General features: G+C 44.3%; 24 protein-coding genes. 8 read left to right on the top strand and 16 right to left on the bottom strand.

Annotated features, from left to right (window positions below):
• Nucleotides 1-188 precede the first annotated feature (188 nt).
• From nqrM to AACU59_RS14165, 9 genes are all read right to left on the bottom strand, one after another.
• Entirely contained in the window at nucleotides 189-422 is a 234-nt protein-coding gene (gene nqrM, locus AACU59_RS14205) for a (Na+)-NQR maturation NqrM (RefSeq protein ID WP_094144847.1), read from the bottom strand.
• A gap of 8 nt (nucleotides 423-430) precedes the next feature.
• Nucleotides 431-1,438 carry an FAD:protein FMN transferase gene (locus AACU59_RS14200; protein ID WP_161437674.1) on the bottom strand — a complete coding sequence of 336 codons (1,008 nt, stop codon included), beginning with the start codon at nucleotides 1,436-1,438 and terminating at the stop codon, nucleotides 431-433.
• 208 nt (nucleotides 1,439-1,646) lie between these two features.
• Nucleotides 1,647-2,870 carry an NADH:ubiquinone reductase (Na(+)-transporting) subunit F gene (gene nqrF / locus AACU59_RS14195; RefSeq protein ID WP_013856176.1) on the bottom strand — a complete coding sequence of 408 codons (1,224 nt, stop codon included), beginning with the start codon at nucleotides 2,868-2,870 and terminating at the stop codon, nucleotides 1,647-1,649.
• A gap of 33 nt (nucleotides 2,871-2,903) precedes the next feature.
• On the bottom strand, nucleotides 2,904-3,500 hold the full coding sequence (nqrE, locus tag AACU59_RS14190) for an NADH:ubiquinone reductase (Na(+)-transporting) subunit E (RefSeq protein ID WP_013856175.1): 597 nt from the start codon (nucleotides 3,498-3,500) through the stop codon (nucleotides 2,904-2,906).
• Between the two features lie 7 nt (nucleotides 3,501-3,507).
• On the bottom strand, nucleotides 3,508-4,140 hold the full coding sequence (locus AACU59_RS14185; protein WP_013856174.1) for an NADH:ubiquinone reductase (Na(+)-transporting) subunit D: 633 nt from the start codon (nucleotides 4,138-4,140) through the stop codon (nucleotides 3,508-3,510).
• On the bottom strand, nucleotides 4,140-4,907 hold the full coding sequence (locus AACU59_RS14180) for a Na(+)-translocating NADH-quinone reductase subunit C (protein WP_094145207.1): 768 nt from the start codon (nucleotides 4,905-4,907) through the stop codon (nucleotides 4,140-4,142). The genes AACU59_RS14185 and AACU59_RS14180 overlap by 1 nt, the downstream gene beginning before the upstream one ends.
• On the bottom strand, nucleotides 4,897-6,141 hold the full coding sequence (locus AACU59_RS14175; protein ID WP_013856172.1) for an NADH:ubiquinone reductase (Na(+)-transporting) subunit B: 1,245 nt from the start codon (nucleotides 6,139-6,141) through the stop codon (nucleotides 4,897-4,899). The genes AACU59_RS14180 and AACU59_RS14175 overlap by 11 nt, the downstream gene beginning before the upstream one ends.
• A 5-nt stretch (nucleotides 6,142-6,146) precedes the next feature.
• Nucleotides 6,147-7,487: a Na(+)-translocating NADH-quinone reductase subunit A gene (locus AACU59_RS14170; RefSeq protein WP_026027642.1), complete on the bottom strand. Its 1,341-nt coding sequence runs from the start codon at nucleotides 7,485-7,487 to the stop codon at nucleotides 6,147-6,149.
• 495 nt (nucleotides 7,488-7,982) lie between these two features.
• Nucleotides 7,983-8,291 carry a BolA family protein gene (locus AACU59_RS14165; RefSeq protein WP_161437673.1) on the bottom strand — a complete coding sequence of 103 codons (309 nt, stop codon included), beginning with the start codon at nucleotides 8,289-8,291 and terminating at the stop codon, nucleotides 7,983-7,985.
• A gap of 161 nt (nucleotides 8,292-8,452) precedes the next feature.
• On the opposite strand from AACU59_RS14165, the gene AACU59_RS14160 reads away from it, so the two are divergent.
• The 4 genes from AACU59_RS14160 to AACU59_RS14145 all read left to right on the top strand — a co-directional run bounded on the left by AACU59_RS14160 (nucleotide 8,453) and on the right by AACU59_RS14145 (nucleotide 12,197).
• A complete protein-coding gene (locus tag AACU59_RS14160; protein WP_094144428.1) occupies nucleotides 8,453-9,583 on the top strand; it encodes a methyltransferase in 1,131 nt (376 codons plus the stop codon).
• A gap of 24 nt (nucleotides 9,584-9,607) precedes the next feature.
• Nucleotides 9,608-10,177: a YajG family lipoprotein gene (locus AACU59_RS14155; RefSeq protein ID WP_026027920.1), complete on the top strand. Its 570-nt coding sequence runs from the start codon at nucleotides 9,608-9,610 to the stop codon at nucleotides 10,175-10,177.
• Entirely contained in the window at nucleotides 10,177-10,722 is a 546-nt protein-coding gene (locus AACU59_RS14150; protein ID WP_013856167.1) for a peptidylprolyl isomerase, read from the top strand. The genes AACU59_RS14155 and AACU59_RS14150 overlap by 1 nt, the downstream gene beginning before the upstream one ends.
• A gap of 83 nt (nucleotides 10,723-10,805) precedes the next feature.
• The gene (locus tag AACU59_RS14145; protein ID WP_094144427.1) at nucleotides 10,806-12,197 is read left to right on the top strand and encodes an AmpG family muropeptide MFS transporter; all 1,392 of its coding nucleotides are present in this window, start codon (nucleotides 10,806-10,808) and stop codon (nucleotides 12,195-12,197) included.
• Between the two features lie 55 nt (nucleotides 12,198-12,252).
• On the opposite strand, the gene AACU59_RS14140 is transcribed toward AACU59_RS14145, so the two are convergent.
• From AACU59_RS14140 to AACU59_RS14130, 3 genes are all read right to left on the bottom strand, one after another.
• Entirely contained in the window at nucleotides 12,253-12,936 is a 684-nt protein-coding gene (locus tag AACU59_RS14140) for a ChrR family anti-sigma-E factor (RefSeq protein WP_094144426.1), read from the bottom strand.
• The gene (locus tag AACU59_RS14135; RefSeq protein ID WP_010318254.1) at nucleotides 12,933-13,535 is read right to left on the bottom strand and encodes an RNA polymerase sigma factor; all 603 of its coding nucleotides are present in this window, start codon (nucleotides 13,533-13,535) and stop codon (nucleotides 12,933-12,935) included. The genes AACU59_RS14140 and AACU59_RS14135 overlap by 4 nt, the downstream gene beginning before the upstream one ends.
• Before the next feature lie 166 nt (nucleotides 13,536-13,701).
• Nucleotides 13,702-14,277, bottom strand: a complete 576-nt coding sequence (locus tag AACU59_RS14130) for an LON peptidase substrate-binding domain-containing protein (protein WP_176428491.1) — start codon at nucleotides 14,275-14,277, stop codon at nucleotides 13,702-13,704.
• A 329-nt stretch (nucleotides 14,278-14,606) separates the two neighbouring features.
• Here AACU59_RS14130 and AACU59_RS14125 point away from each other — a divergent pair, with 329 nt between their 5' ends.
• The 3 genes from AACU59_RS14125 to csdA all read left to right on the top strand — a co-directional run bounded on the left by AACU59_RS14125 (nucleotide 14,607) and on the right by csdA (nucleotide 17,616).
• Nucleotides 14,607-15,413: a nucleoside-specific channel-forming Tsx family protein gene (locus AACU59_RS14125; RefSeq protein WP_094145267.1), complete on the top strand. Its 807-nt coding sequence runs from the start codon at nucleotides 14,607-14,609 to the stop codon at nucleotides 15,411-15,413.
• A gap of 102 nt (nucleotides 15,414-15,515) precedes the next feature.
• Nucleotides 15,516-16,412, top strand: coding sequence for a 2-dehydropantoate 2-reductase (gene panE / locus AACU59_RS14120; RefSeq protein ID WP_094145266.1), 897 nt, complete (start codon nucleotides 15,516-15,518; stop codon nucleotides 16,410-16,412).
• On the top strand, nucleotides 16,405-17,616 hold the full coding sequence (gene csdA, locus AACU59_RS14115; RefSeq protein WP_094145265.1) for a cysteine desulfurase CsdA: 1,212 nt from the start codon (nucleotides 16,405-16,407) through the stop codon (nucleotides 17,614-17,616). Before panE ends, csdA begins: the two co-directional genes overlap by 8 nt.
• A 32-nt stretch (nucleotides 17,617-17,648) precedes the next feature.
• On the opposite strand, the gene csdE is transcribed toward csdA, so the two are convergent.
• From csdE to AACU59_RS14095, 4 genes are all read right to left on the bottom strand, one after another.
• Nucleotides 17,649-18,080 (bottom strand): cysteine desulfurase sulfur acceptor subunit CsdE, encoded by a 432-nt coding sequence (gene csdE / locus AACU59_RS14110; RefSeq protein WP_094145264.1) that lies wholly within the window; start codon nucleotides 18,078-18,080, stop codon nucleotides 17,649-17,651.
• A 5-nt stretch (nucleotides 18,081-18,085) separates the two neighbouring features.
• The gene (gene tcdA / locus AACU59_RS14105; RefSeq protein WP_017044038.1) at nucleotides 18,086-18,895 is read right to left on the bottom strand and encodes a tRNA cyclic N6-threonylcarbamoyladenosine(37) synthase TcdA; all 810 of its coding nucleotides are present in this window, start codon (nucleotides 18,893-18,895) and stop codon (nucleotides 18,086-18,088) included.
• 90 nt (nucleotides 18,896-18,985) lie between these two features.
• Complete coding sequence (gene mltA, locus AACU59_RS14100) at nucleotides 18,986-20,089, bottom strand: murein transglycosylase A (RefSeq protein WP_013856156.1); 1,104 nt, start codon at nucleotides 20,087-20,089, stop codon at nucleotides 18,986-18,988.
• A 69-nt stretch (nucleotides 20,090-20,158) separates the two neighbouring features.
• Entirely contained in the window at nucleotides 20,159-20,626 is a 468-nt protein-coding gene (locus AACU59_RS14095) for a DUF2850 domain-containing protein (RefSeq protein ID WP_013856155.1), read from the bottom strand.
• 151 nt (nucleotides 20,627-20,777) lie between these two features.
• On the opposite strand from AACU59_RS14095, the gene argA reads away from it, so the two are divergent.
• Complete coding sequence (gene argA / locus AACU59_RS14090; RefSeq protein ID WP_026027647.1) at nucleotides 20,778-22,115, top strand: amino-acid N-acetyltransferase; 1,338 nt, start codon at nucleotides 20,778-20,780, stop codon at nucleotides 22,113-22,115.
• Nucleotides 22,116-22,255: the final 140 nt, after the last annotated feature.

The raw sequence follows: 22,255 nt of genomic DNA, 5'->3' as shown, positions 1-22,255 counted from the left end.
ATCACGCATTTCTACCGCAGCGTAGAAACAATCCATATCAATATGGATAATTTTTTTGATTTTATTTTCCAATTCAAAACCATCAAAAGACTGTATACATAAACAGTATATTCTTGGTTTCTATGGATTGAAATGAATTGCTTTTAAAAATTAAAGAGCCTGCACAAAACAGGCTCTTTAATCGTAGCTCAGGCGATACGATCTTTTTCCCAATGCGCTAACTTTTCAGCTCTTGCTGCGGCCTTAGCTTCGCGTTTTTTACGTGCATCACAAGGCTCTGGGCAATTGCACACTTTTTCAATGCCAACAGCACCTAATCCACCACAGCTGCCTTTGACTACTTTCTTTTGAAAGACATAGCCAACCGCCATCGCGGCAATGACACACAGAAATACAATGAATGTAATGAAAAAAGTATTCATAACTTAACTCACTTTTTATTTAGAAATGGCTTAAATGCGCTGGAGGCAATCTCTTCAAAACCTTGTTCTGTTTTCACAATCATGAACACAGGAATATTGTATTGCTCTGCAACCTCAAGACCTTTCGTCTCTCCTAGTACCATTAATCCAGTCGCTAGGCCATCTGCCGTCATTGAAGATACGTCCAAAACGGTAACTGATACCACTTTATTATGGATGGGTTTTCCAGTGATTGGATTGATAATGTGAGAATAACGCACACCATCTTGCTCGAAATAATTGCGGTAATCACCCGAAGTAGCAATTGCAAGATCGCCAGGCTCAATGATCTCTTGAGCGGAACGTTCATCAACTGTCGGTTTTTCTATGGCAATTCGCCAAGGTACGCCTTCTCGGTTTACGCCTTTTAAGCGCATCTCGCCACCGACTTCAACCATGTAATTGGCAATGCCTTGTGATTGAATGTAGTCAGCGACCACGTCGACTCCCCATCCTTTCGCAATAGTTGAAAGGTCCACATAGAGATTAGGAAGATCTTTACTTAACGTAGTGTCGGTTGCGCTAAGATGCTCAATGCCTATATTGTTTTTACGCTCAGCCAATTCAGCATCGCTTGGCACCACATCAGGACGAGCTTCAGGGCCAAAACCCCATAGGTTAACCAAAGGACCAACAGTGACATCCAATGCACCTAAAGTAAGACCGTTAAGACGCAGCGCTTCTTTCACCACGGTTGAGGTTTGAGAAGAAACCGTAAAAGGTTCCGTTCCTTGATATTGATTAAAACGGCTGAGCTCAGAATCTTTACGATAGGTCGACATTTGATCGTTCACTTCTTCCAATAACCGATCAACTTCCTTTTGGAGAGCCTCCGAGCTAGGGATACCTTCAGCTTTCAGGTACTTAATATTGTAAGTCGTGCCCATAGTAGGGCCACTGAGATGAACTTGCTCAACCGATTTTTCACAACCCGCCAAGATGAATAGAGAAGCTAACGCAACAAGCCATTTTTTCACTTGTTTACTCCTAAAAATGAAAGTGAATATAGAAAAGAAGTGGTTATAGAAAAGAAATTCCTACACCTATTTTCTATGTTAACTGAGTTGGAATTCAAAGCCACAAGGCAAAACTAAAACTAAAACTAAAACTAAAACTAAAACTAAAACTAAAAAAACAATGGCTGACTCATCAGAGCCAGCCATAGGTTTTACTTACTTCAGTGAATTAACCACCGAAGTCATCAAGAAGGATGTTCTCATCTTCTACACCAAGGTTCTTCAGCATGCCAATCACAGCCGCATTCATCATCGGTGGACCACACATGTAGTATTCACAATCTTCAGGCGCTTCATGGTCTTTCAGATAGTTTTCATACAATACATTGTGGATGAAACCTGTGTATCCATCCCAGTTATCTTCAGGCATTGGATCAGAAAGCGCACAGTGCCATACGAAATTCGAGTTTTCAGCTGCAAGGCCGTCAAAATCTTCAACGTAGAACATCTCACGCTTAGAGCGCGCACCATACCAATAAGACATCTTACGGGTAGATTTTAAACGCTTAAGCTGATCGAAGATGTGTGAGCGCATTGGAGCCATGCCCGCACCACCACCGATAAAGACCATTTCTGCATCCGTATCTTTGGCAAAGAACTCACCAAATGGACCAGAAATAGTACATTTATCACCTTCTTTCAGTGACCAAATGTAAGAAGACATCTGACCCGGTGGCACATTGGGATTATTAGGCGGCGGCGTAGCAATACGCACGTTTAGCATAATAATACCGAACTCTTCAGGGTAATTCGCCATTGAGTAAGCACGAATAATATCTTCATCAACTTTTGACTCGTAGCGGAACAGGTTAAATTTGTCCCAATCGCCACGATACTCTTCTGGCACGTCAAAATCTGAATATTTGATGTGGTGTGCTGGCGCTTCGATCTGAATGTAACCACCAGCACGGAAAGGTACTGACTCGCCATCAGGGATCTGAAGTTTAAGCTCTTTAATGAAGGTGGCTTTGTTGTCGTTAGAGATAACGGTACATTCCCACTTTTTAACACCAAAAATTTCTTCAGGAAGTTCAATATCCATGTCTGTTTTCACTGCCACTTGACACGCTAAACGTTCACCCTCACGAGCTTCACCTTTAGTAATGTGATCAAGTTCAGTAGGAAGAATATCACCACCACCAGATTTCACTTTTACACGGCATTGACCACAAGAGCCGCCACCACCACACGCCGATGATACAAAGACACCAGAGCCTGCAAGTACGCTCAGTAGCTTACCACCTGGATTAGTCACAATAGACTTATCTGCATCACCGTTAATTGAAATTGTAATGTCGCCTGTTGGAACTAGCTTAGATTTAGCAAATAGAATTACCAAAACGAGCGCTAGAACAATCAGGGTAAACATCACTACACCAAGAATAATGTCCATTGACTATTCCTTAATTGTTGCGGTTTACCCGACTTACAGTTGAACACCAGAGAAAGACATAAAGCCTAACGCCATTAGACCCGCCGTGATGAAGGTAATCCCTAAACCACGTAAACCCGGAGGTACATCTGAATATTTCATTTTCTCACGGATACCGGCAAGAGCGACAATAGCTAACATCCAACCCACACCCGAACCGAAACCGTAAACGACGGATTCAGCAAAGTTATAATCACGCTGAACCATGAAAGATACACCACCAAAAATGGCGCAGTTCACTGTGATTAAAGGTAAGAAAATGCCCAGCGCGTTATACAAAGGTGGGAAAAAACGATCCAATATCATCTCTAAGATCTGTACCAATGCGGCAATAACACCGATAAAGGTAATGAAATTTAGAAATGTAAGATCAATATTTTCACCCAATGCACCTGGTTTAAGTAACAAGTTATAAACCAAGTTATTCACTGGTACTGAAATGGTCAGAACAACAGTAACCGCAATCCCTAAACCAAACGATGTCTTTACTTTCTTAGATACAGCAAGAAATGTACACATACCCAAGAAGAAAGAGAGTGCCATGTTTTCGATAAAAATCGATCGAACAAGCAAACTGATATAATGTTCCATAACGCCCTTACTCCTTCGCTTCTAGTTGTTCAGGTTTGAACGTGCGAATCGCCCAAATCATGAAGCCAATTAGGAAGAATGCCGAAGGTGCTAGCAGCATCAAACCGTTAGGTTGATACCAGCCACCATCTTTCACAAGAGGTAGAACTTCCATTCCAAATAGCTTGCCTGAACCAAGAAGTTCGCGGAAGAAACCAACAGTGATCAAGACAAAACCATAACCCAAACCATTACCGATACCATCGATAAAGGAAGGAATCGGTGCCGACTTCATTGCAAATGCTTCAGCACGGCCCATTACGATACAGTTAGTAATGATCAACCCTACGAACACCGATAGCTGTTTCGAGATATCGTATAAGTAAGCACGTAGGATCTGGTCAACAACAATAACCAATGAAGCAATGATCGCCATCTGAACGATGATACGCACACTGTTAGGTATGTGGTGACGAATTAACGAAACGAATAAGTTAGAGAAAGCCGTTACAAACATAACGGCTAGCGTCATAACAAACGCCGTTTCCAACTTAGTGGTTACCGCAAGGGCAGAACAGACACCAAGCACTTGAAGTGCGATTGGGTTGTTATCCAACACTGGCGCTAGAATGCTCTTTTTAATCTCTTTTGCGCTAGACATTAGTTCAAACCTCCGTCACGAACTTTTGCTAGGAATGGACCAAAGCCCATATCACCTAACCAGAAGTCGAAAGTGTGTTGAACACCGTTACTGGTCAGTGTTGCGCCAGAAAGTCCATCAACGCCATGCTCAGATCCGGCAGGAGCGCCACCTTTCACAATTTTAATTGCAGGTTGGTGGTTGTCATCAAACAATTTCTTGCCAACAAATTGAGCACGCCATGATGGGTTTTCAACTTCACCACCCAATCCCGGAGTTTCACCTTGTTCGTAGTAAGTAATGCCGGAAACGGTATTACCATCGGTTTCTACAGCCACAAATGCGTACATCATTGACCACAAACCATTACCGTGAACGGGAACAATCACTTTAGAAATCTCGTCGCCACTTTTCACTAGGTAAACAACCCCAGTATTGGCACGACGAATAATCTTCGCTTTATCTTGTTCCGCTGTTAGCTTGATAGATTGAGCTGGGTCTTTAGAAGCTTTGCGTTGATCATAGGCCGTTGCATCGCCATCAACAAAGTTCCCGGTTTTAAAATCAATCAAACGAGGTTCAATGTATTTAGCAAAAAGCTCTGGCACGCTACCAGACTCGTTAATGCCTGCAACTTCAACAATCTTGCTTTGCTTATCAAGTACTGCGTTAACTTTTTGCTTGTCACGCAGGCCAACCGCTGCTGTCGATACGATGATTGAGCACACTAAGCTCAATGCGATAACAACAAACAGCGTTTTTTTAATGCTATCGTTATTACTTGCCATAGCGTGCCAGTCTCCGCTTGATGTTCTTCTCAATCACAATATGGTCAAACAAAGGTGCAAATAGGTTCGCAAATAAGATCGCCAGCATCATACCTTCTGGGTAAGCTGGGTTAACCACACGAATCATCACACACATTGCACCAATCAAAATACCGTATGCCCATTTACCTTTGTTAGTAAATGAAGCCGATACTGGGTCGGTTGCCATGAAGAACATACCAAACGCAAAGCCACCAAGTACTAGGTGCCAATGCCAAGGCATATTAAACATTGCATTTGTGTCTGAACCAATAACATTGAACAACGTTGATATGGCAATCATACCTACCATAACACCCGCAATAATGCGCCATGAAGCAATGCCCATGTAGACAATAAATGCCGCGCCAATCGCCAGTGCTAACGTCGACACTTCACCGATAGAGCCAGGAATGTTACCAACAAATGCATCCATCCAAGTAATGGCTTCGCCAGTGACCTTATTGATCAGAGCACCGTTACCACCTTGAGCCCATTGGCTTAGCGCCGTTGCACCAGAAAAACCATCTGCAGCTGTCCAAACAACGTCACCAGAGATCTGTGCTGGGTAGGCGAAGAATAGAAAAGCACGACCGGCTAATGCTGGGTTTAGGAAGTTACGCCCGGTACCACCAAAGATTTCTTTGGCAACAACCACGCCAAAGGTAATCCCTAAAGCGGCTTGCCATAAAGGCAGTGTGGGTGGAACAATCAGAGCAAACAGAATTGAAGTTACAAAGAAACCTTCGTTAACTTCATGCTTACGCACCATACAAAACAGCACTTCCCAAAAACCACCGACCAAGAATACCGTGGCGTAGATAGGTAGGAAGTAAGTCGCACCGAGCAGCATCATACTTGCCCAACCGGCTTGCGTACTTAATGTACCGCCAAGCATTTCAGTTAGCCAATAGTGCCAGTTACCACTGATGACTGTCGCCAATTCAGCGCCAGAATACAGATGGTTAAGTGCAGTAATCGATTGGTGACCAACGTTATACATACCCCAGAACATCGCTGGGAATACCGCTAGCCAAACCATGATCATGATGCGTTTGAGGTCAACACTATCACGAACGTGTGAGCTTCGTTTTGTAACTAAACCAGGCGTATAAAAAAGCGTTGCGGCTGCTTCATACAAGGCAAACCATTTTTCATGTTTGCCGCCAGGTTCAAAATGATGCTCGATGTCTTCAAGAAACTTTTTAAGGCCCATGAAAATTACCCTTCCTTCTCAATCTTGTCTAGGCACTCACGAAGTAGCTGACCATATTCGTATTTACCAGGACATACAAAGGTACACAATGCGAGATCTTCTTCGTCCAGTTCAAGGGCACCGAGACGTTGAGCGCTATCGATGTCACCTGCACATAGGTCACGAAGTAGGAGCGTTGGTTCCATATCTAGTGGCAACACTTTTTCATAGTTACCAATAGGTACCATCGCACGATCACTACCATTGGTTGTGGTTGTCATGTTGAACAACTGACCTGTGAATAGATGACCAAGGAAAGAGCGAGTGACTGAAAATTTGTTCTTGCCAGGCATTGCCCAACCAAGAAAATCTTTGTCACGACCTTCACGCAGAACCGATACTTGGAGGTGGTAACGACCAAGATAAGCTACAGGCCCCGCCGCTTTCACACCAGAAAGTACAGAACCAGAGATGACACGAACTTCGCCCGGCATCAATTCGTTATCCGTTAACTCTTCGAGGCTAGCACCAATCTGAGTACGGACAAGACGAGGTTTGTTGACCACGGGTCCTGCAAGCGACACCACTCGTTGTGTGTATAGCTCACCGGTTAAGAACAATTGACCAAACGCAATCACGTCTTGGTAATTGATGCTCCACGCCACATTGACTGCATTTACTGGATAGAGGAAATGCATGTGAGTCCCTACAAGACCAGCTGGGTGTGGGCCATCAAACACATGTTCTTCAACGTTTGGCTGTGAAGAGCGTGGCAAGCTAGTACCAGATTTACAGACGTAAACCTTGCCCTCAGTCAGAGTTGAAAGGATATCGAGACCAGCGACGAATGCTTCAGATTGCTCATTAATGATCGTCTCAGGTTTTGCCGCTAATGGATTGGTATCCATTGCTGTCACAAAAATAGCCTGAGTTGAAGACTCAATTGCTGGAACCTTGCTAAACGGACGAGTACGCAACGCAGTCCAAAGACCAGACTCAACTAACTGAGTTTTAACCGTTTGACGGTCAATACTTGCTAGTTGGCTAGCTTCAAAGCTATCGAACGTGATTTGCTCATCACCTGCCACTTCAATCACAACGGATTGTAGGACACGTTTGGCGCCACGATTGACTTCGATAACCTTACCGCTTGCTGGTGAAGTAAATTTAACACCCGGATTCTTTTTATCTTCAAAAAGAATTTGAGCTTTCTTTACTTCATCGCCTACGCGAACATGCATGGTAGGACGCATGCCAACGTACTCTTCGCCAAGCAAGGCGACTTTAGTGATGGTCTTACCATCATTAATCACCTGGGAAGGAGTTCCTGCAATAGGAAGGTCCAAACCCCTTTTTATTGTAATCATACGCACTTGCACTATTTTATCGGGAAAAAGATTCTTTTAATTGCGTAAGTTCAAGGCTTGTTTATCTTTCATGGTCGTTCTTGATAAGAGGCCAAATGAAAGTTAAACCAGCCTTAGACACGACATTTCTGTGTCCGATTTTGGCTTGTTTTAAACGCCAGAACCGCAACATCCTTTTAATAACCTCATCACAAGTATGGTATGAGATCCATTAGGTGCAATAGTCTAGCATTTTTTCGGAACCTGATGCCATGACCAATCCTCTGATAAGTCGTTTTATTTGGAAGGATTTGAATAATAAAGGCTAGCGAATAGTCATAACTTTGAAGCATCGCACAAATAACCTATTCCTTACCCCTTATGAGTATTTATTTTTATTCACTACCTAAAACAATTTCTCTCAACTTGTTCATCTCGTCAATTTGTTTAAATACTGTTAACATTCCGCTCAAAAACAGAACAAGAGAACGGCATATTCAGACGATTCTGAACGAGTTATTTTCCACCGCCCATACACATAGGACTATCAGGTACGCCACTAATTTGCGCCTGCCACTCTTGTGGTGTGTAGGTATGAATCGAGAGTGCATGAATGTGGTTCGCTAACTCTTCAGCCAACACTTGGTTAACCTGTCGGTGACGGTCAATCAAACGCATTCCTTCAAAACTGTCACTCACCACAATGACTTTAAAATGGCTTTCCGATCCTGAAGGCACATTGTGCATGTAGCTTTCATTTTCGACTTTCAAATAATCAGGGTGAAATGCTTGATGCAATTTTTGTTCGATTATGGGTTGGATCATACCGTTGCCTTTCTTCCTCAAATAAGAGCATGAGAACATATACGAGTGTAAAGAGATTTAAGTTTAACTAGCCTTATAGAATAGCGAAAGGTTTTGGTTCCTTGTTTCTACGCCATTTGAGACAATGCATCCGTAATTCTCACTACGACCTATAAAAAATTATGAAAACAGAGTTGGCACTGCATGATCGAACGTTGAGCTTGCACCGTTTCCCACATCGTTCAAACGAAACATTACAAGCTTGGGATGCGGGCGATGAATATATGATTAATCATATTGAAGCGTTGAATTTAGCAATAGGCAAACGCATCCTTATTTTAAACGATCACTTTGGCGCTCTATCGTGTTGGTTTGCAGATAAGCATCACGTCACCATGATGAGCGACTCTTTTATTTCGCAACAAGGTACGTTAAACAATCTTCAGCGCAATCAGTGCCGCAACGTGCAATTGCTCTCAACAATGGATGCCATCCCTGAATCGGTCGATCTGGTGCTTTTTCAATTGCCCAAGAGCAATCGCCACTTGGTTTGGCAATTAAGCCAACTCCGTCAGTCCCTTGCCCAAGATTGCCCTGTGATAGCGGTCAACAAAGCGAAAGAGATCCACACATCAACCTTAAACTTATTTGAAAAGTATTTAGGTTCAACAAGCACTTCTCTTGCATGGAAAAAACACCGCCTCGTTTTTTCAGCACCGAACGTATCACCGATTGAAACGGTGGAACTCATAACTGAATGGGCCGTAGAAAGCGAATCCATCCGTCTAAAAAACCTGCCGAATGTCTACTCAGGTGAGGGATTGGATCTCGGCGCACGCTTTTTTCTACAGCATCTTCCACAAGATCCTAAGTTACAGCACATCATCGACCTTGGATGCGGCAACGGGGTGTTATCAATCAAGGTGGGCCAACTCAATCCTCAAGTACGAATGACCTGCGTTGATGAAAGCTTGATGGCCATCGAGTCTGCAAAGCTAAATTTGCTGGAGAATTTAGGAGAAGATCGCAATATTCAATGCATTGCGAATAACTGCTTAGATGGTTTTCAACAAGAGAGTAGCTGTTTAGTATTGTGTAACCCACCATTCCATCAACAACAAGCTATCACGGATCACATTGCTTGGCAGATGTTCTGTGATGCAAAGCATGTTCTTAAAAAAGGGGGACGATTATTAGTGATCGGCAATCGCCACCTCGGCTACGATGTAAAACTAGCAAGATTATTTGGCCAAGGGCAGGTAAAAACTGTCGCGACCAACCATAAATTTGTTATCTTACAAGCAACTAAATAGGCAAGGATAAGAAAGGAAATGACCATGAAAAAACTGGTTCTCGCAGCCTCAATCGCATTACTCACCGCTTGTGCCGCACCTCAGCAACAGCAAATCAACTTTATGCCTACTGCAACGACCAGCAAAAATACGGTCGTCAACAATAAAGCCTTTACTCTGGTTAGCAAAGATGTTCGATCGGCGCAATATGTGGCTTTAGTGGATAGTGGCCGCTCTAATATTGAGCCAATTCATGCCAAACAAAATGTTCGCATTGCGGTTGAGAATGCGTTAGCAGAACAATTTAGCTCTCAAGGCTATCGCTTAACAGTGAACAGCGAAAACAATGTCACCGTTGAAATTGCAGAAGCACTAGTGACGGTAAAACACAGCGTCATGTCGAATGAAATGGATGGCAGTGTCACGCTTGAAATCACCGCGGAAACACCAAAAGGCAAATTGGTGAAAACGTTCAACGGAACGGCAAAACGTTCCGGTACACTCAGCGCTTCAAATGATGAGATTGAAATGGTACTCAACGATGTCATGAACTTGGTACTTAAAGAAATTGCCAATGACAGCGAACTTAATGGTTATTTACAGGAGCGCTTTTAATGTTACGTTCTCTCGTTACGACATTAGCGCTCGTCAGTTGCACTGCGTTTTCGGCGCCCAACGTCCTAATTGAGACGAACTTAGGGTCATTTACTGTTGAACTTAATACAGAGAAAGCGCCAACGACTGTCGCAAACTTCGTAAAATATGTTGAAGATGGCAGTTATGTTGGCAGCCAGTTCCACCGCGTTATCCCAGGGTTTATGGCACAAGGCGGCGGATTTGATGCGGATTTAAAACAACTCACCACTTACGCTCCCATCAAAAATGAAGCGAGCAATGGGTTGACCAATGACACCGCGACGATCGCAATGGCCCGTACCAATGATCCTAACTCAGCTACTCGCCAATTCTTTATTAACTTGGTCGATAATGATTTTCTCAACTACAACGCTCGCCCACCGGGTTATGCAGTCTTTGGTAAAGTCACGCAAGGGTTTGATGTTGTGCAAAAAATGGCTCAACAACCGACCAGCACGAAAGGACGAATGCAAGACGTCCCCATCGAACCAATCGTTATTACGAATGTCACACTAGAACAATAACCATACCAACGCCGATTTATCGGCGTTTGATTTTATTGGGTCGCCTTTCGACCTAAGCTGCTTTACTGACAAGGATTCGCTGTATGCCATCAACCTCCTCCTCTCTCACTTGGATGGAAACTATCCGTAGCTATCTTGATAAACGCCTATTGTGGGTATTTATGATGGGGTGTTCGAGCGGTTTTCCGTGGGTTTTGATTGGTTCAAATATGTCAGGATGGCTAAAAGATGCAGGCTTAACCACCGCTGCAATTGGTTATTTTGGCAGTGTCTTCGCAGTTTACGCGATTAATTTTCTATGGGCCCCATTGGTGGATCGCGTCAAATTACCCATTCTGACGCCATTATTAGGTCAACGCCGCAGTTGGGTATTTTTGTGCCAATCGATCATTTTGATCTGTACGTTGCTGATTGCGGGTGTCAATCCAGCCCAAAATTTGATGTTTACCTCAATGCTTGCCTTGGGCATTGCGATCGCTTCTGCCACTCAAGATATCGCGATTGATGCTTTTCGTATCGATACTTTCCCCAAATCACAAGCCAATAAGCTGCCACAAGCCTCCGCCATGGCCATCATGGGGTGGTGGACTGGATATTCTCTGCCGGGCTATCTCGCTTTTGTAAACGCCGATAGTATCGGTTGGAATGCCGTTTATTATGGCATGGCACTCTGTGTCGGGCTGTTAATGCTTTTCACGCTCTTGGTGGGCGAACCAAAAACACATCGCGAAGCGCTACAGCATCAAGCGGAGCTGCGACACAATCAGGTAGTTGGTTCGAAAGTCGTCGCGTGGTTCACCGTTACCGTAATCGAACCATTTCTCGATTTCTTCAAACGCAATGGCGCGCAAGTAGCACTAACCCTGCTGTTGTTTGTCTTTTTATTCAAGATTGGCGAAGCTTTTCTTGGCCGAATGTCGATTCCATTTTACAAAGAAATTGGCTTTAGCAACGAACAAATTGGCCACTACTCGAAGTTAATTGGTTGGGGAGCAACCCTATTCTTCACTTTGATTGGCAGTATGTTTAACGTGCGATTTGGTATTGTTCGCGGTTTGATGATTGGTGGCATCGCGATGTCTGCCAGTAATTTGATGTTTTCGTGGATCGCTCAAGTTGGCCCTAATGAGCATCTGTTCTTGGCGACCATAATTGTCGATAACTTTACCACTGCGTTTTCCACCGTGGCCTTTGTTTCGTTTCTTACTGTGTTAACAGGGCAGGCATTTTCAGCAACGCAATATGCGCTATTGGCCTCTCTAGGAAACTTTGGCCGCACCACGCTGGCTTCCTTTAGCGGGGAGTTGGTCGACTATCTCAATAATTGGTCACTATTCTTTATTATTACCGCACTGATGGTAGTACCAAGCCTTATCATGCTCTACTCACTGCGCCATTATTTTACTGATTTACTGCAAAAAGCTCGGCAGAGAGACATCGATGATATTGCCAAGCAAGGCATTGATAAGCGTTAGATGAAAAAAAGGTCGTACAATACGACCTTTTTTAATTTGATGTGCCCGCTATAGACTACGGATAGAGACCTTTACCAAATAAGTTAAACACTCTCGCAACACCTTGCGTAAACAGCATCGGCTCAGTTAGCACCGTTAAGCATAAACAATCTTCATCCACTTTGGTAAAAGGGCTGTGTTTAATACTCGCATCTCTTTGAATGAAATCACCCACTTGATAATGCCCATCTTCATCACTGAAGCCACCATGGAGCACCAAGGTCGACTCAACCCCTTTGTGTGTATGCTGAGGGATCTGCACGTTGTGATTGATGTACATCAGGTTCATGCGAGAGTCTTCAGCAATATCTAGATGGGCACTAAAAACTTTACCACCATAGCTGCGCCACTCGCCTTTAAAACGAATTAGTTGGCTCAGTGTACTAGGCAACATCACAACGCGATCATTGACTTTAATTTCTATCGACTCAGGCTTACGCAAGGTCGATGGGTGTAGGGTATCCAGCGCCGTGATCGTTTCAAACATCTGGTTTAAATGATCATCATTAGAAGCAGCCATTCTTTGTTGCGGCAACGATTGGCTTAACAACACTTCGGCGGCCCGAGTTTCGAAGTATTGAACCTGTTGACGACACTGAGTACAGAGTTCAAGGTGAGTGGCAATCATAATGCCATGCGCCGCATCAATTGAACCATTGGCATACTGCTGCAGTACTTCGTTGCTTGGATGGTGGCTCATAATTGCTCCGCTTGAATAGAATGTCTAAGTTTTTCAACGGCTAGTCGTAAACGCGATTTGACAGTACCGAGAGGAATATTGAACATCTCCGCGACCTGCTGCTGGGGCAGTTCTTCAAGATACACCGCCTTCACGATGGCTTGCTGAGCTTCAGGCAACAACGCCACAAACTTTAATATTTGCTCTTTTAACATGTCATGTTCAGGACAATAATGTTCAACCAAATCAGGTGGGCAGTAGTCAGTTGGCCAAATATCATCGGCATAAACATGTAACTCTCGTCCGCGCTGCTTACGCAGGAGATCAAAACACAAATTGCGTGCAATCGTGTAAACCCACGTCGAAAGCGAACTTTTTCGGTTATCGAATAGATGCGATTTCTGCCACACCGTTGTCATGGTTTCTTGCACCATTTCTAAGGCCACTTGCTCACTGCCTACATGCTTAAACGCAAACTGTTGTAAGCGAGGAGAGAAATAACGAAACACTAAAGCAAACGCCTGTTTATCACGTTGCTTGACACGTTCCATGCATTCAGCCCAGTCTTGCTTGGTGTAGCTTGGGCTTAGCGACACACTATGCTGAGAATCACTGATCATGCTGCGCTCTTCCTTTAGGAGTAACCGTTGTTATTGGCATACAGTAGCCATAAACCTTTATACGTGAGTAATGCATACATCGATCACTCGTCGTATTCTTTTTTATGCAGAGCCACTACTACTACAGAGCGACTTCACATTATCAGTGTACTGCACGCTTTCAAAGTTAGTGTGAGACTTCGATTACCTGCAATAAAAAGTCAACCGCACTGTGCGCGTCATCCTGCCTCATTAAATCATCAAATTGTTGAATCGAGATAGGGAGAAGCTCTAGCCATCGCTGCGCCACCCAACTGGCATCATCAAAAAAGCAGTGCGAATAGAGCTCGCCAAGCTGAGGGAATTGTTGATAAACCGCTTGTAACTGGTGGCTTAAATACCATTCGTGAGGTTCTAAATCTCTTACTGGCCAACTGGGCAATAACGTGACCTGAGCAACTCGCAGGCCATCAAATTCGCTCACTACTGACTCTATTTTAAAGCGCTCCATTCCCATCACGGTTAATCCTAACATCCCATTGTCGAGCGCTTCAAAATCAACAATCTTAACCAACATCCCAAATTTAGATAACTGATTTGCTTTATTGCCTTTTTTGTTATCAATCAAACAAATGCCAAATGTAGAGTCAGACTGGCTGGATTGAGTGACCATCCTCTTATACCTTGATTCAAAGATCCGTAGCTTCATTTTCCCTTCTGGTAAAACGATTGAAGCTAAAGGAAACAGCATCAATTTCTTCATCATTCATCACTCTTCATCATGCCCGTCAATAAATACGTTGAAGATTACAAAACGATCACTAACTAAAAATGTTGGTTTATCGATTTGCATAAAACAATACCAAAGCAAACGTTTAAGTGATTAAAATCACATTAAAGATGCAAATGAACGAAATATTAATTTAGTTCCGCGCAAATATTCATTATCGTGATAATGATCACCAAATTTGTTCACTTTTGCATTCGCAATCACTTTTAATTGAGATTTTTATCGTTATTATTCCGGCCAATTGAACGCACATCAGAAATATACGTGTGCTGTATTATGACAAAACATAGAGAGTCCCCCTTATGCGTAAATCACTTCTAGCTCTAGGCCTAGTGGCTGCAACTTCTGCTCCAGTTATGGCCGCTGACTATTCAGATGGCGACATCCATAAAAACGATTACAAATGGATGCAATTTAACCTAATGGCTGCAATCGATGAATTACCAGGTGAGTCATCGCATGATTACCTAGAGATGGAATTTGGCGGCCGCTCAGGGATTTTTGATCTGTACGGTTACGTTGATATCTTTAACCTGCTAAGCAACCCAAGCAGTGACAAAGCAAATAGCCAAGCTAAAATGTTCATGAAATTCGCACCTCGCATGTCTCTTGATGCTGTCACAGGTAAAGATCTTTCATTTGGTCCAGTACAAGAGTTGTATGTGGCAAGTGAAATTACTTGGGATGGTGTTAATACAACAAGTACAACTTTCGGTGTTAACCAACAAAAAGTTGGTTTGGGTTCAGATATAAATGTTCCATGGTTAGGTAAAATTGGCCTGAATTTCTATGGTAACTACGATTCAAATAAGAAAGATTGGAATGGCTTCCAAGTATCAACCAACTGGTTTAAACCTTTCTACTTCTTTGAAAACGGTTCATTTATCTCTTACCAAGGTTACATTGACTGGCAATTTGGCATGAAAGACGAATACAGTGCAGAAAGTAGTGGTGGTGCTATGTTTAACGGCATCTACTGGCACTCTGATCGCTTTGCGGTTGGCTACGGCCTTAAAGGCTACAAAACCGTTTATGGTCTTGAAGATGGTGGTTTCGCTGGTAAAACGTCAGGCGTTGGTCACTACCTAGCTGTGACTTACAAGTTCTAATCGAACCTAAGTTTTGGCAAATGGCGCTCTCGAGCGCCATTTTTATTGCTTTCCATTTCTACCTCATTATCCTTGGCGCAAAGTCAACAATGGAGAGGTGTTATGAATATCGTCGTGCTTGGGCCGGGCGCGGTTGGGTTGCTTTGGGCGACAAAGCTGCATGCTGCTGGACACCGCGTTTCATTATGGGGCAGACAACCTCAATCTTCACTTTCCATTGCTTTAGACAAACAGGCGTCTATTACCCTGCCCTACAATGATCACAGCGCGCTCTGCCATGCCGATCTCTTACTGATTACTGTTAAGGCTTGGCAAGTCGAGCAAGCGCTCACTCCACAGCTGAAGACACTCAATCGTGACACCATTTTGCTATTTATGCACAACGGCATGGGCGCGCTTGATTCGATGCAGGATCAACTGAATGACTTTCCTATTGTGCTTTCAACCACTACGCACGGTGCACTCAAGCCGTCAATGAATCAAGTATTGCATACTGGCAAAGGCGTAACTCAATTAGGGGCTTACAACGCCCAAGGCAAGCAGTGTCAGTTTCTAGTGGATGTACTACAGCATACATTGCCAGACGTAATGTGGAATAACACGATTGAAGAAGCACTATGGCATAAGCTTGCAATTAACTGCGCGATTAACCCGCTCACCGCATTAGAGCAATGTCGCAATGGTGAGTTAGCCGATGAACGCTTCCAACGGCCGCTGGAAAATATTGTTGCAGAAGTCGCCGATGTCATGAGCGCTGAAGGCTTTGCGATCACTCAATCATCACTGCTTGCTAAGGTTAAGCTGGTGATTCAAGCCACAGCAGAGAATTATTCGTCAATGCATCAAGATATTTTCTATCAACGTAAGACTGAGATAGACTTTATTACGGGCTATTTACTGAAGAAAGCAGAGCAACATCAGCTCGCAACACCAGAAAACCATAAACTTTATCTGGCAATCAAGCATCAGGAACAGAGTTGGGTAAGCAATCATGTTTAATATCCAAAACATCCGCCGTCAATTTCCGGCTTTAGCTCAAAATGAAGGCCAAGAAGCGCTCATCTATTTAGACAGCGCGGCCACCACGCAAAAGCCACAAGTGGTGATAGATGCCATTAGCCATTACTACAGCACGCAAAATGCCAATGTACATCGTGGTAGCCATCGCTTAACGGCCAAAGCGACCAGCGATTTTGAAGCGGCGCGTGACACTATGGCTCAATTTATTGGCGCATCATCTCGTAAAGAGATTCTTTGGACTCGCGGAGCGACCGAAGCGATCAACCTGATCGCGCAGACTTACGCACGTAATACCTTGCAAGTCGGTGATGAGATTCTGGTCAGTGAAATGGAACACCACGCCAATATAGTGCCTTGGCAAATCGTCGCAGCGCAAACCGGAGCAAGCGTCGTCAAAATCCCCATCACGCCAGAGTGCCACTTTGATCTTGAGGCTTTTCAAGCACGACTATCGAGTAAAACCAAAATTGTCGCCTTAGCCCATACCACCAACGTGACGGGCACGCGCCAACCGATTGAAACTGTGATTAAACTGGCGCACCAAGTCGGCGCTGTGGTCGTGATTGATGGCGCGCAAGGAATTGTGCATGAAACTGTCAACGTGCGCGAACTCGACGCAGACTTTTATCTCTTTTCTGGGCACAAGCTTTACGCTCCCGCTGGCATTGGCGTTCTGTACGGAAAATTAGCGCTGCTTGAAACAATGCCTCCATGGCACGGCGGCGGCAAGATGGTAGAAAAAGTCTCGTTTGAAGGCACAACATTTGCCGAACTGCCGGGGAAATTTGAAGCAGGCACACCGAATGTCGCAGGGGCAATAGCCCTTGCCAAAGCAATCGAATGGTTACAAAGCTGCGATAGAATCGCCATAGAAGCGCACTTACATAGGTTGCAAAAACTGACCTATCAAGCCCTGCAGCAACTCGATGATATTCGCGTCATCGGCTATCAACCGAATGCCAGTATTCTCAGTTTTGTGATGGATGGCGTTCATCATCAAGACATAGCCACCTTACTCGATCAACAAGGTATTGCCGTTCGATCTGGCCATCATTGCGCTCACCCATTAATGGATGCGCTCGGTTTAACTGGCACAGTGAGAATTTCGTTTGGTATTTACAATACCGAACAAGAGGTTGAACAGTTGATCGCCGCCATCAATAAAGCGGTTGATATGCTGTAATAATTCCCCCTTTCATCAAAAGGGGGAGATGTTCAGCTTGGAGCGATATTTTTTATCTTATCGACAATAGCTTTAAGGCCATTACCACGTGAAGGACTTAAATGAGCAATCAAGCCTATTTTTTCAAAATAAGCATCCACATCAAACGCTTGAATTTGTGCGTAGGTCTTGCCGTTGTACGCAGCAAGGACTAAAGCAATTAAACCACGCACAATCCGCGCATCCGAATCGGCACAAAAAGACCATACTCCTTGATACTCCTGCCCCACTAACCATACTTGACTCTCGCAGCCTGCAACACTGACTTGCTGCGATTTCAAAGCATCAGGCATCGCGGGCAATAATTTCCCCCACAAGATCACTTGTCGGTAGCGATCTTCCCAACCAGTAAAATTTTGCATGGTCGCCACAATATCATCAGCGCTAATCTCACGACCAAAGGGGGAGGCAGGAAAAGGAGTCATTGACGTTACACCTTATGTTTCTGAATTAACTTTTCAACAATGCGCGCTACGGCAACAAAACCAAAGGTTGCGGTAACAACCGTCGCAGCGCCAAATCCGCTGGCGCAATCCATCCGCTTTGGCCCTTCTGCGGTTGATTTCACCGCGCACACACTGCCATCGGCTTGCGGATATTTGAGCTGCTCTGTCGAGAACACGCAATCAATACCAAACTTACGCGCAGGGTTTACAGGGAAATTATGGCGATGACGAAGCGTATCTTTGAGTTTTTTTGCCAATGGGTCTTGAATCGTTTTGGTTAAATCAGCGACCTTGATTTGAGTTGGGTCAACTTGACCACCCGCACCACCGACGGTAATCACTTTAATTTTATTGCTACGGCAATAAGCCAGTAGTGAAGCTTTCGCTTTCAAACTGTCTATCGCATCAAGCACGTAATCGAACGTTTGACTCAAATAGCGGTGCTGGTTATCTGGCGTGATAAAGTCATCAATTAAGTGCACCACACACTCAGGGTTGATGAGCTTGATCCGCTCGGCCATCACTTCAATCTTACTTTGCCCAACCGTACCGCTCATCGCATGGATTTGACGGTTGATGTTGGTGACGCACACATCGTCCATATCAATCAGTGTTAACTCGCCAATGCCGGTGCGCGCCAATGCTTCGACTGCCCACGAGCCAACGCCACCGATACCAATCACACACACATGCGCAGCACGCAGTATTTCAACCTCACGATTTCCATAAAGGCGACGAGTGCCTCCGAAGCGTTGGTTGTAGCTATCTGAAGCGGGGGTATCGAGTTCACGCATAATTAAAAGTCCGATTGAAAGCGATAGAAAAATAAAGAGTGCGATTTATACGCACTCTTTATTTAAAAGTCTAGGTCGAAACCTGTGTCACTATTGTAGCTTTTCAGGCGGCAATGCCCAAGGCGCTTGTGTGGCTGAGTTTTCTAACCCCAGTTTCCAAACGCGACCAAAATGTTTGTAATGCCCAGCTTCCGTTCCGGCGCGCTCGCCCATGCCATGGTACAGATCGAGGTGGTTATCTTTTACCGCGCCGCCCGTATCTAGCACAATCAACATTCTCAACTGATGAGCGCCACTCCATGTACCATCGGCATTGAGCAGCGGCACTTCTGCTAAAATAGGTGTACCCATTGGAAAGATGGAACGATCTCCAGCCACCGATGCCATCGGCAGGAGTGGAATACCGGCAGAGCCAGTGACGGGGGCTGCCGCTTTGGGCGCAAAAAAGACATAGGAAGGATTTTGCTCTAGCAGCTCTCTTACCGTCGGTTCATCATTGGCTAGCACCCATTCCTTGATCGCTTTGAGTGACATTTTCTCTCGTGTCACTTCACCTCGTTCAATCAAGACTTTGCCAATACTGATGTAGGCTTTGTTATTCTTACCAGCGTAAGCGAAGTACTCAAGCGTATCGTCATCTTCAAAATGCACAAAACCACTGCCTTGCACCTCCATAATGAAAGGGTCAATCAGGTTCGCCGCATAACCTAACTCAAGCCCTTTTTCAGCTAACGCACCATCATAAATTTGCGCACGCGTTGGGCAATCGGCCGAACATTCAGGCAAACCAAATACGGGATATTTGAATATTTCATCCGGTTGATGGCGAAGCTCCATCACCGGAGAAAAATAGCCAGTGAAAAGCACATTACCTTTTTTATCGCCACCACCAAGCTGCGCCGCTTGTATTCCAAAATTCGCCAAATCTTGTGGATCACCACTTTGCAAAATCCATTCACTAATCTGTTGATACAAAGGTTGATAAATCGCTGCCATCGACGCCGAGCGAGTCACCACTTGTTCGCTCTGTTTGGAAAATTGCGTAAAGTCACGTGGCGTATTGGACTGCACCGTGTCTACTTTGTTGAGCGCTTTAGAGAAATCACCATCCAAATATTGCTGAGCACGGTCGGTCGGTTGCGCACAACCAAACAGCAGCAGTACTGCCGCAAGAGGAAAAATTTGCTTAATCACAGAAGTTATCCGTTATTTGAGTTGCTAAAAGCATGACAAACTCGCGCCTAAACCGCAATCAGCGAATTGTTAACGGAGGTTTTTTTGGTATTTTCCTGACAATCGGAAGGTTGGATTGTAGTGCGACGACGACATTTGTGTCATTTCGGTATTGTTATCATCACGCATTTTGTAACGATAGCTCGTATCACCAATCTGGTATTCTAAAAAATGACCATCAAACTCAAATGAAGTAGTGAGTACTCGGCCACTACTGATCACGCCTGCTTTCCCCAATTCAATTCGTTTGGCTGAATAAGGGGCAACATACTGCTCAACCCAAACCCCATACACCTCATCCTTTGGCGAAAAATAGTTTTCCAACCGAGTAAAGAGATCACCGTATAGCGACGCTACGGAAAGCAAGCCAATCATCACAACCAGCATCAAGCCTCGTTCAATGTACTTACGTCTTCGCAAGTTTGTGAACTGAGGCGTAGCCGTAAGGCCTACGTTTTTTGTCATTTTCATGCGACTCAACTCGTTGGTTTTGGCCATATTTCGCCTTTATTGGCAAGCAGTCTAACGTGTCCTAAATCAGAGATAAAATCGGCGATTGAATAATTGCACCAAACTCAAAAAACCACTTGCCGACACGCGAATAAAAAGTCATTATTTTAACATATTTAAACACCAAGGTGCTCTCGGAGTGAAAATTCGCAGTACAGCTCTCGTTAAAGGATTTAGACAATCTGCTCCCTATGTTAACGCTCACCGTGGTAAAACCATGGTGATCATGCTCGGCGGTGAAGCGATTGCCGATAAGAACTTCGCTAATATCATTAGCGATCTCGCACTACTGCATAGCCTTGGTGTCAAAATTGTTTTAGTGCACGGTGCTCGGCCACAAATCAATCAGATTCTGGCGACACATCATTGCTCCACTCCTTATCACAAAGGCATTCGGGTCACTGATGAAGAAGCGCTCAGCTTAGTCATGCAAGCAGCGGGGCAACTTCAACTGGCCATCACAGCACGCCTTTCAATGAGCTTAAATAACACACCAATGGCAGGAACTCAGCTCAATATCGTTAGTGGCAATTTTGTCATCTCTCAACCATTAGGTATAGATGATGGTGTCGATTATTGCCACAGTGGCCGCATTCGCCGTATTGATATTGAAGGCATTAACCGCATGCTTGACCAAGGTTCGATCGTGCTACTGGGGCCAATTGCGAGTTCCGTCACTGGCGAATGTTTTAATTTGCTCTCTGAAGAAGTAGCCACACAAGTCGCAATACGCCTAAAAGCAGATAAGCTGATCGGTTTTTGCTCAGAGCAAGGCATTATCGATGAGCAAGGCAACGCGATTGCTGAACTGTTTCCATCTGATGTTGAACGGATAATGCAGCGTATTGAAGCAGATACCGACCAAGTTCAGGATAATAGCTCAGGTACCTCACGCTTTCTGCGAGCCGCCGTTTCAGCGTGCCGCGCAGGCGTGCCACGTAGTCACTTAGTCAGTTACAAACAAGATGGTGCTTTGATCCAAGAGTTGTTCTCTTTTGACGGGATCGGTACTCAGATTGTCATGGCAAGTGCCGAACAAGTCCGTCAGGCACAGATCGATGATATCGGCGGAATTTTCGATTTAATCCGCCCGTTAGAAGAACAAGGAATATTGGTACGGCGTTCACGTGAACAGTTAGAGCAAGAGATCCACAAATTCACGATTATTGATAAAGATGGCTTATTGATTGGTTGCGCCGCGCTTTACCCTTACCCAGAAGAGGGCATGGCAGAAATGGCGTGTGTCGCTATTCACCAGGAGTATCGGGACGGCAACCGCGGTTTATTGTTACTCAATCACATGAAGCAACAAGCAAAATCGATGCGTTTAGATCGCCTCTTTGTTTTGACAACGCACAGTTTACATTGGTTTAGAGAGCAAGGTTTTTATGAAGTCGGTGTGGAATCGTTACCGATAACTAAACAGAGTTTGTACAACTATCAACGCCGTTCAAAAATTTTAGTCCTGACGCTCTAACGTCAGGATATTGTATTTATTCGTTAAGTTATGGTGAATAGTTTATCTTTGATCAAGTGCAAACGTTTTCATTATTTTGTATACAAAATAAGCGCTTTATTTAACTTAATATTATGTGTAGAATCCGCCGACATCATTAA

Origin of the sequence: Vibrio sp. V23_P3S9T160, assembly GCF_963886625.1 — a bacterium.
GTDB lineage: Bacteria > Pseudomonadota > Gammaproteobacteria > Enterobacterales > Vibrionaceae > Vibrio > Vibrio anguillarum.
The sequence above is the reverse complement of the archived record's forward strand: the minus strand, read 5'-3'. Positions and strand labels throughout refer to the sequence as shown.

What these genes read in the sequence shown, in the direction of transcription:
- nqrM (WP_094144847.1), bottom strand. Translation starts at nt 422, where the DNA reads ATGAATACTTTTTTCATTACATTCATTGTATTTCTGTGTGTCATTGCC.
- nqrF (WP_013856176.1), bottom strand. Translation starts at nt 2,870, where the DNA reads ATGGACATTATTCTTGGTGTAGTGATGTTTACCCTGATTGTTCTAGCG.
- nqrE (WP_013856175.1), bottom strand. Translation starts at nt 3,500, where the DNA reads ATGGAACATTATATCAGTTTGCTTGTTCGATCGATTTTTATCGAAAAC.
- AACU59_RS14185 (WP_013856174.1), bottom strand. Translation starts at nt 4,140, where the DNA reads ATGTCTAGCGCAAAAGAGATTAAAAAGAGCATTCTAGCGCCAGTGTTG.
- AACU59_RS14180 (WP_094145207.1), bottom strand. Translation starts at nt 4,907, where the DNA reads ATGGCAAGTAATAACGATAGCATTAAAAAAACGCTGTTTGTTGTTATC.
- AACU59_RS14175 (WP_013856172.1), bottom strand. Translation starts at nt 6,141, where the DNA reads ATGGGCCTTAAAAAGTTTCTTGAAGACATCGAGCATCATTTTGAACCT.
- AACU59_RS14170 (WP_026027642.1), bottom strand. Translation starts at nt 7,487, where the DNA reads ATGATTACAATAAAAAGGGGTTTGGACCTTCCTATTGCAGGAACTCCT.
- AACU59_RS14165 (WP_161437673.1), bottom strand. Translation starts at nt 8,291, where the DNA reads ATGATCCAACCCATAATCGAACAAAAATTGCATCAAGCATTTCACCCT.
- AACU59_RS14160 (WP_094144428.1), top strand. Translation starts at nt 8,453, where the DNA reads ATGAAAACAGAGTTGGCACTGCATGATCGAACGTTGAGCTTGCACCGT.
- AACU59_RS14155 (WP_026027920.1), top strand. Translation starts at nt 9,608, where the DNA reads ATGAAAAAACTGGTTCTCGCAGCCTCAATCGCATTACTCACCGCTTGT.
- AACU59_RS14150 (WP_013856167.1), top strand. Translation starts at nt 10,177, where the DNA reads ATGTTACGTTCTCTCGTTACGACATTAGCGCTCGTCAGTTGCACTGCG.
- AACU59_RS14145 (WP_094144427.1), top strand. Translation starts at nt 10,806, where the DNA reads ATGCCATCAACCTCCTCCTCTCTCACTTGGATGGAAACTATCCGTAGC.
- AACU59_RS14140 (WP_094144426.1), bottom strand. Translation starts at nt 12,936, where the DNA reads ATGAGCCACCATCCAAGCAACGAAGTACTGCAGCAGTATGCCAATGGT.
- AACU59_RS14135 (WP_010318254.1), bottom strand. Translation starts at nt 13,535, where the DNA reads ATGATCAGTGATTCTCAGCATAGTGTGTCGCTAAGCCCAAGCTACACC.
- AACU59_RS14130 (WP_176428491.1), bottom strand. Translation starts at nt 14,277, where the DNA reads ATGAAGAAATTGATGCTGTTTCCTTTAGCTTCAATCGTTTTACCAGAA.
- AACU59_RS14125 (WP_094145267.1), top strand. Translation starts at nt 14,607, where the DNA reads ATGCGTAAATCACTTCTAGCTCTAGGCCTAGTGGCTGCAACTTCTGCT.
- panE (WP_094145266.1), top strand. Translation starts at nt 15,516, where the DNA reads ATGAATATCGTCGTGCTTGGGCCGGGCGCGGTTGGGTTGCTTTGGGCG.
- csdA (WP_094145265.1), top strand. Translation starts at nt 16,405, where the DNA reads ATGTTTAATATCCAAAACATCCGCCGTCAATTTCCGGCTTTAGCTCAA.
- csdE (WP_094145264.1), bottom strand. Translation starts at nt 18,080, where the DNA reads ATGACTCCTTTTCCTGCCTCCCCCTTTGGTCGTGAGATTAGCGCTGAT.
- tcdA (WP_017044038.1), bottom strand. Translation starts at nt 18,895, where the DNA reads ATGCGTGAACTCGATACCCCCGCTTCAGATAGCTACAACCAACGCTTC.
- AACU59_RS14095 (WP_013856155.1), bottom strand. Translation starts at nt 20,626, where the DNA reads ATGGCCAAAACCAACGAGTTGAGTCGCATGAAAATGACAAAAAACGTA.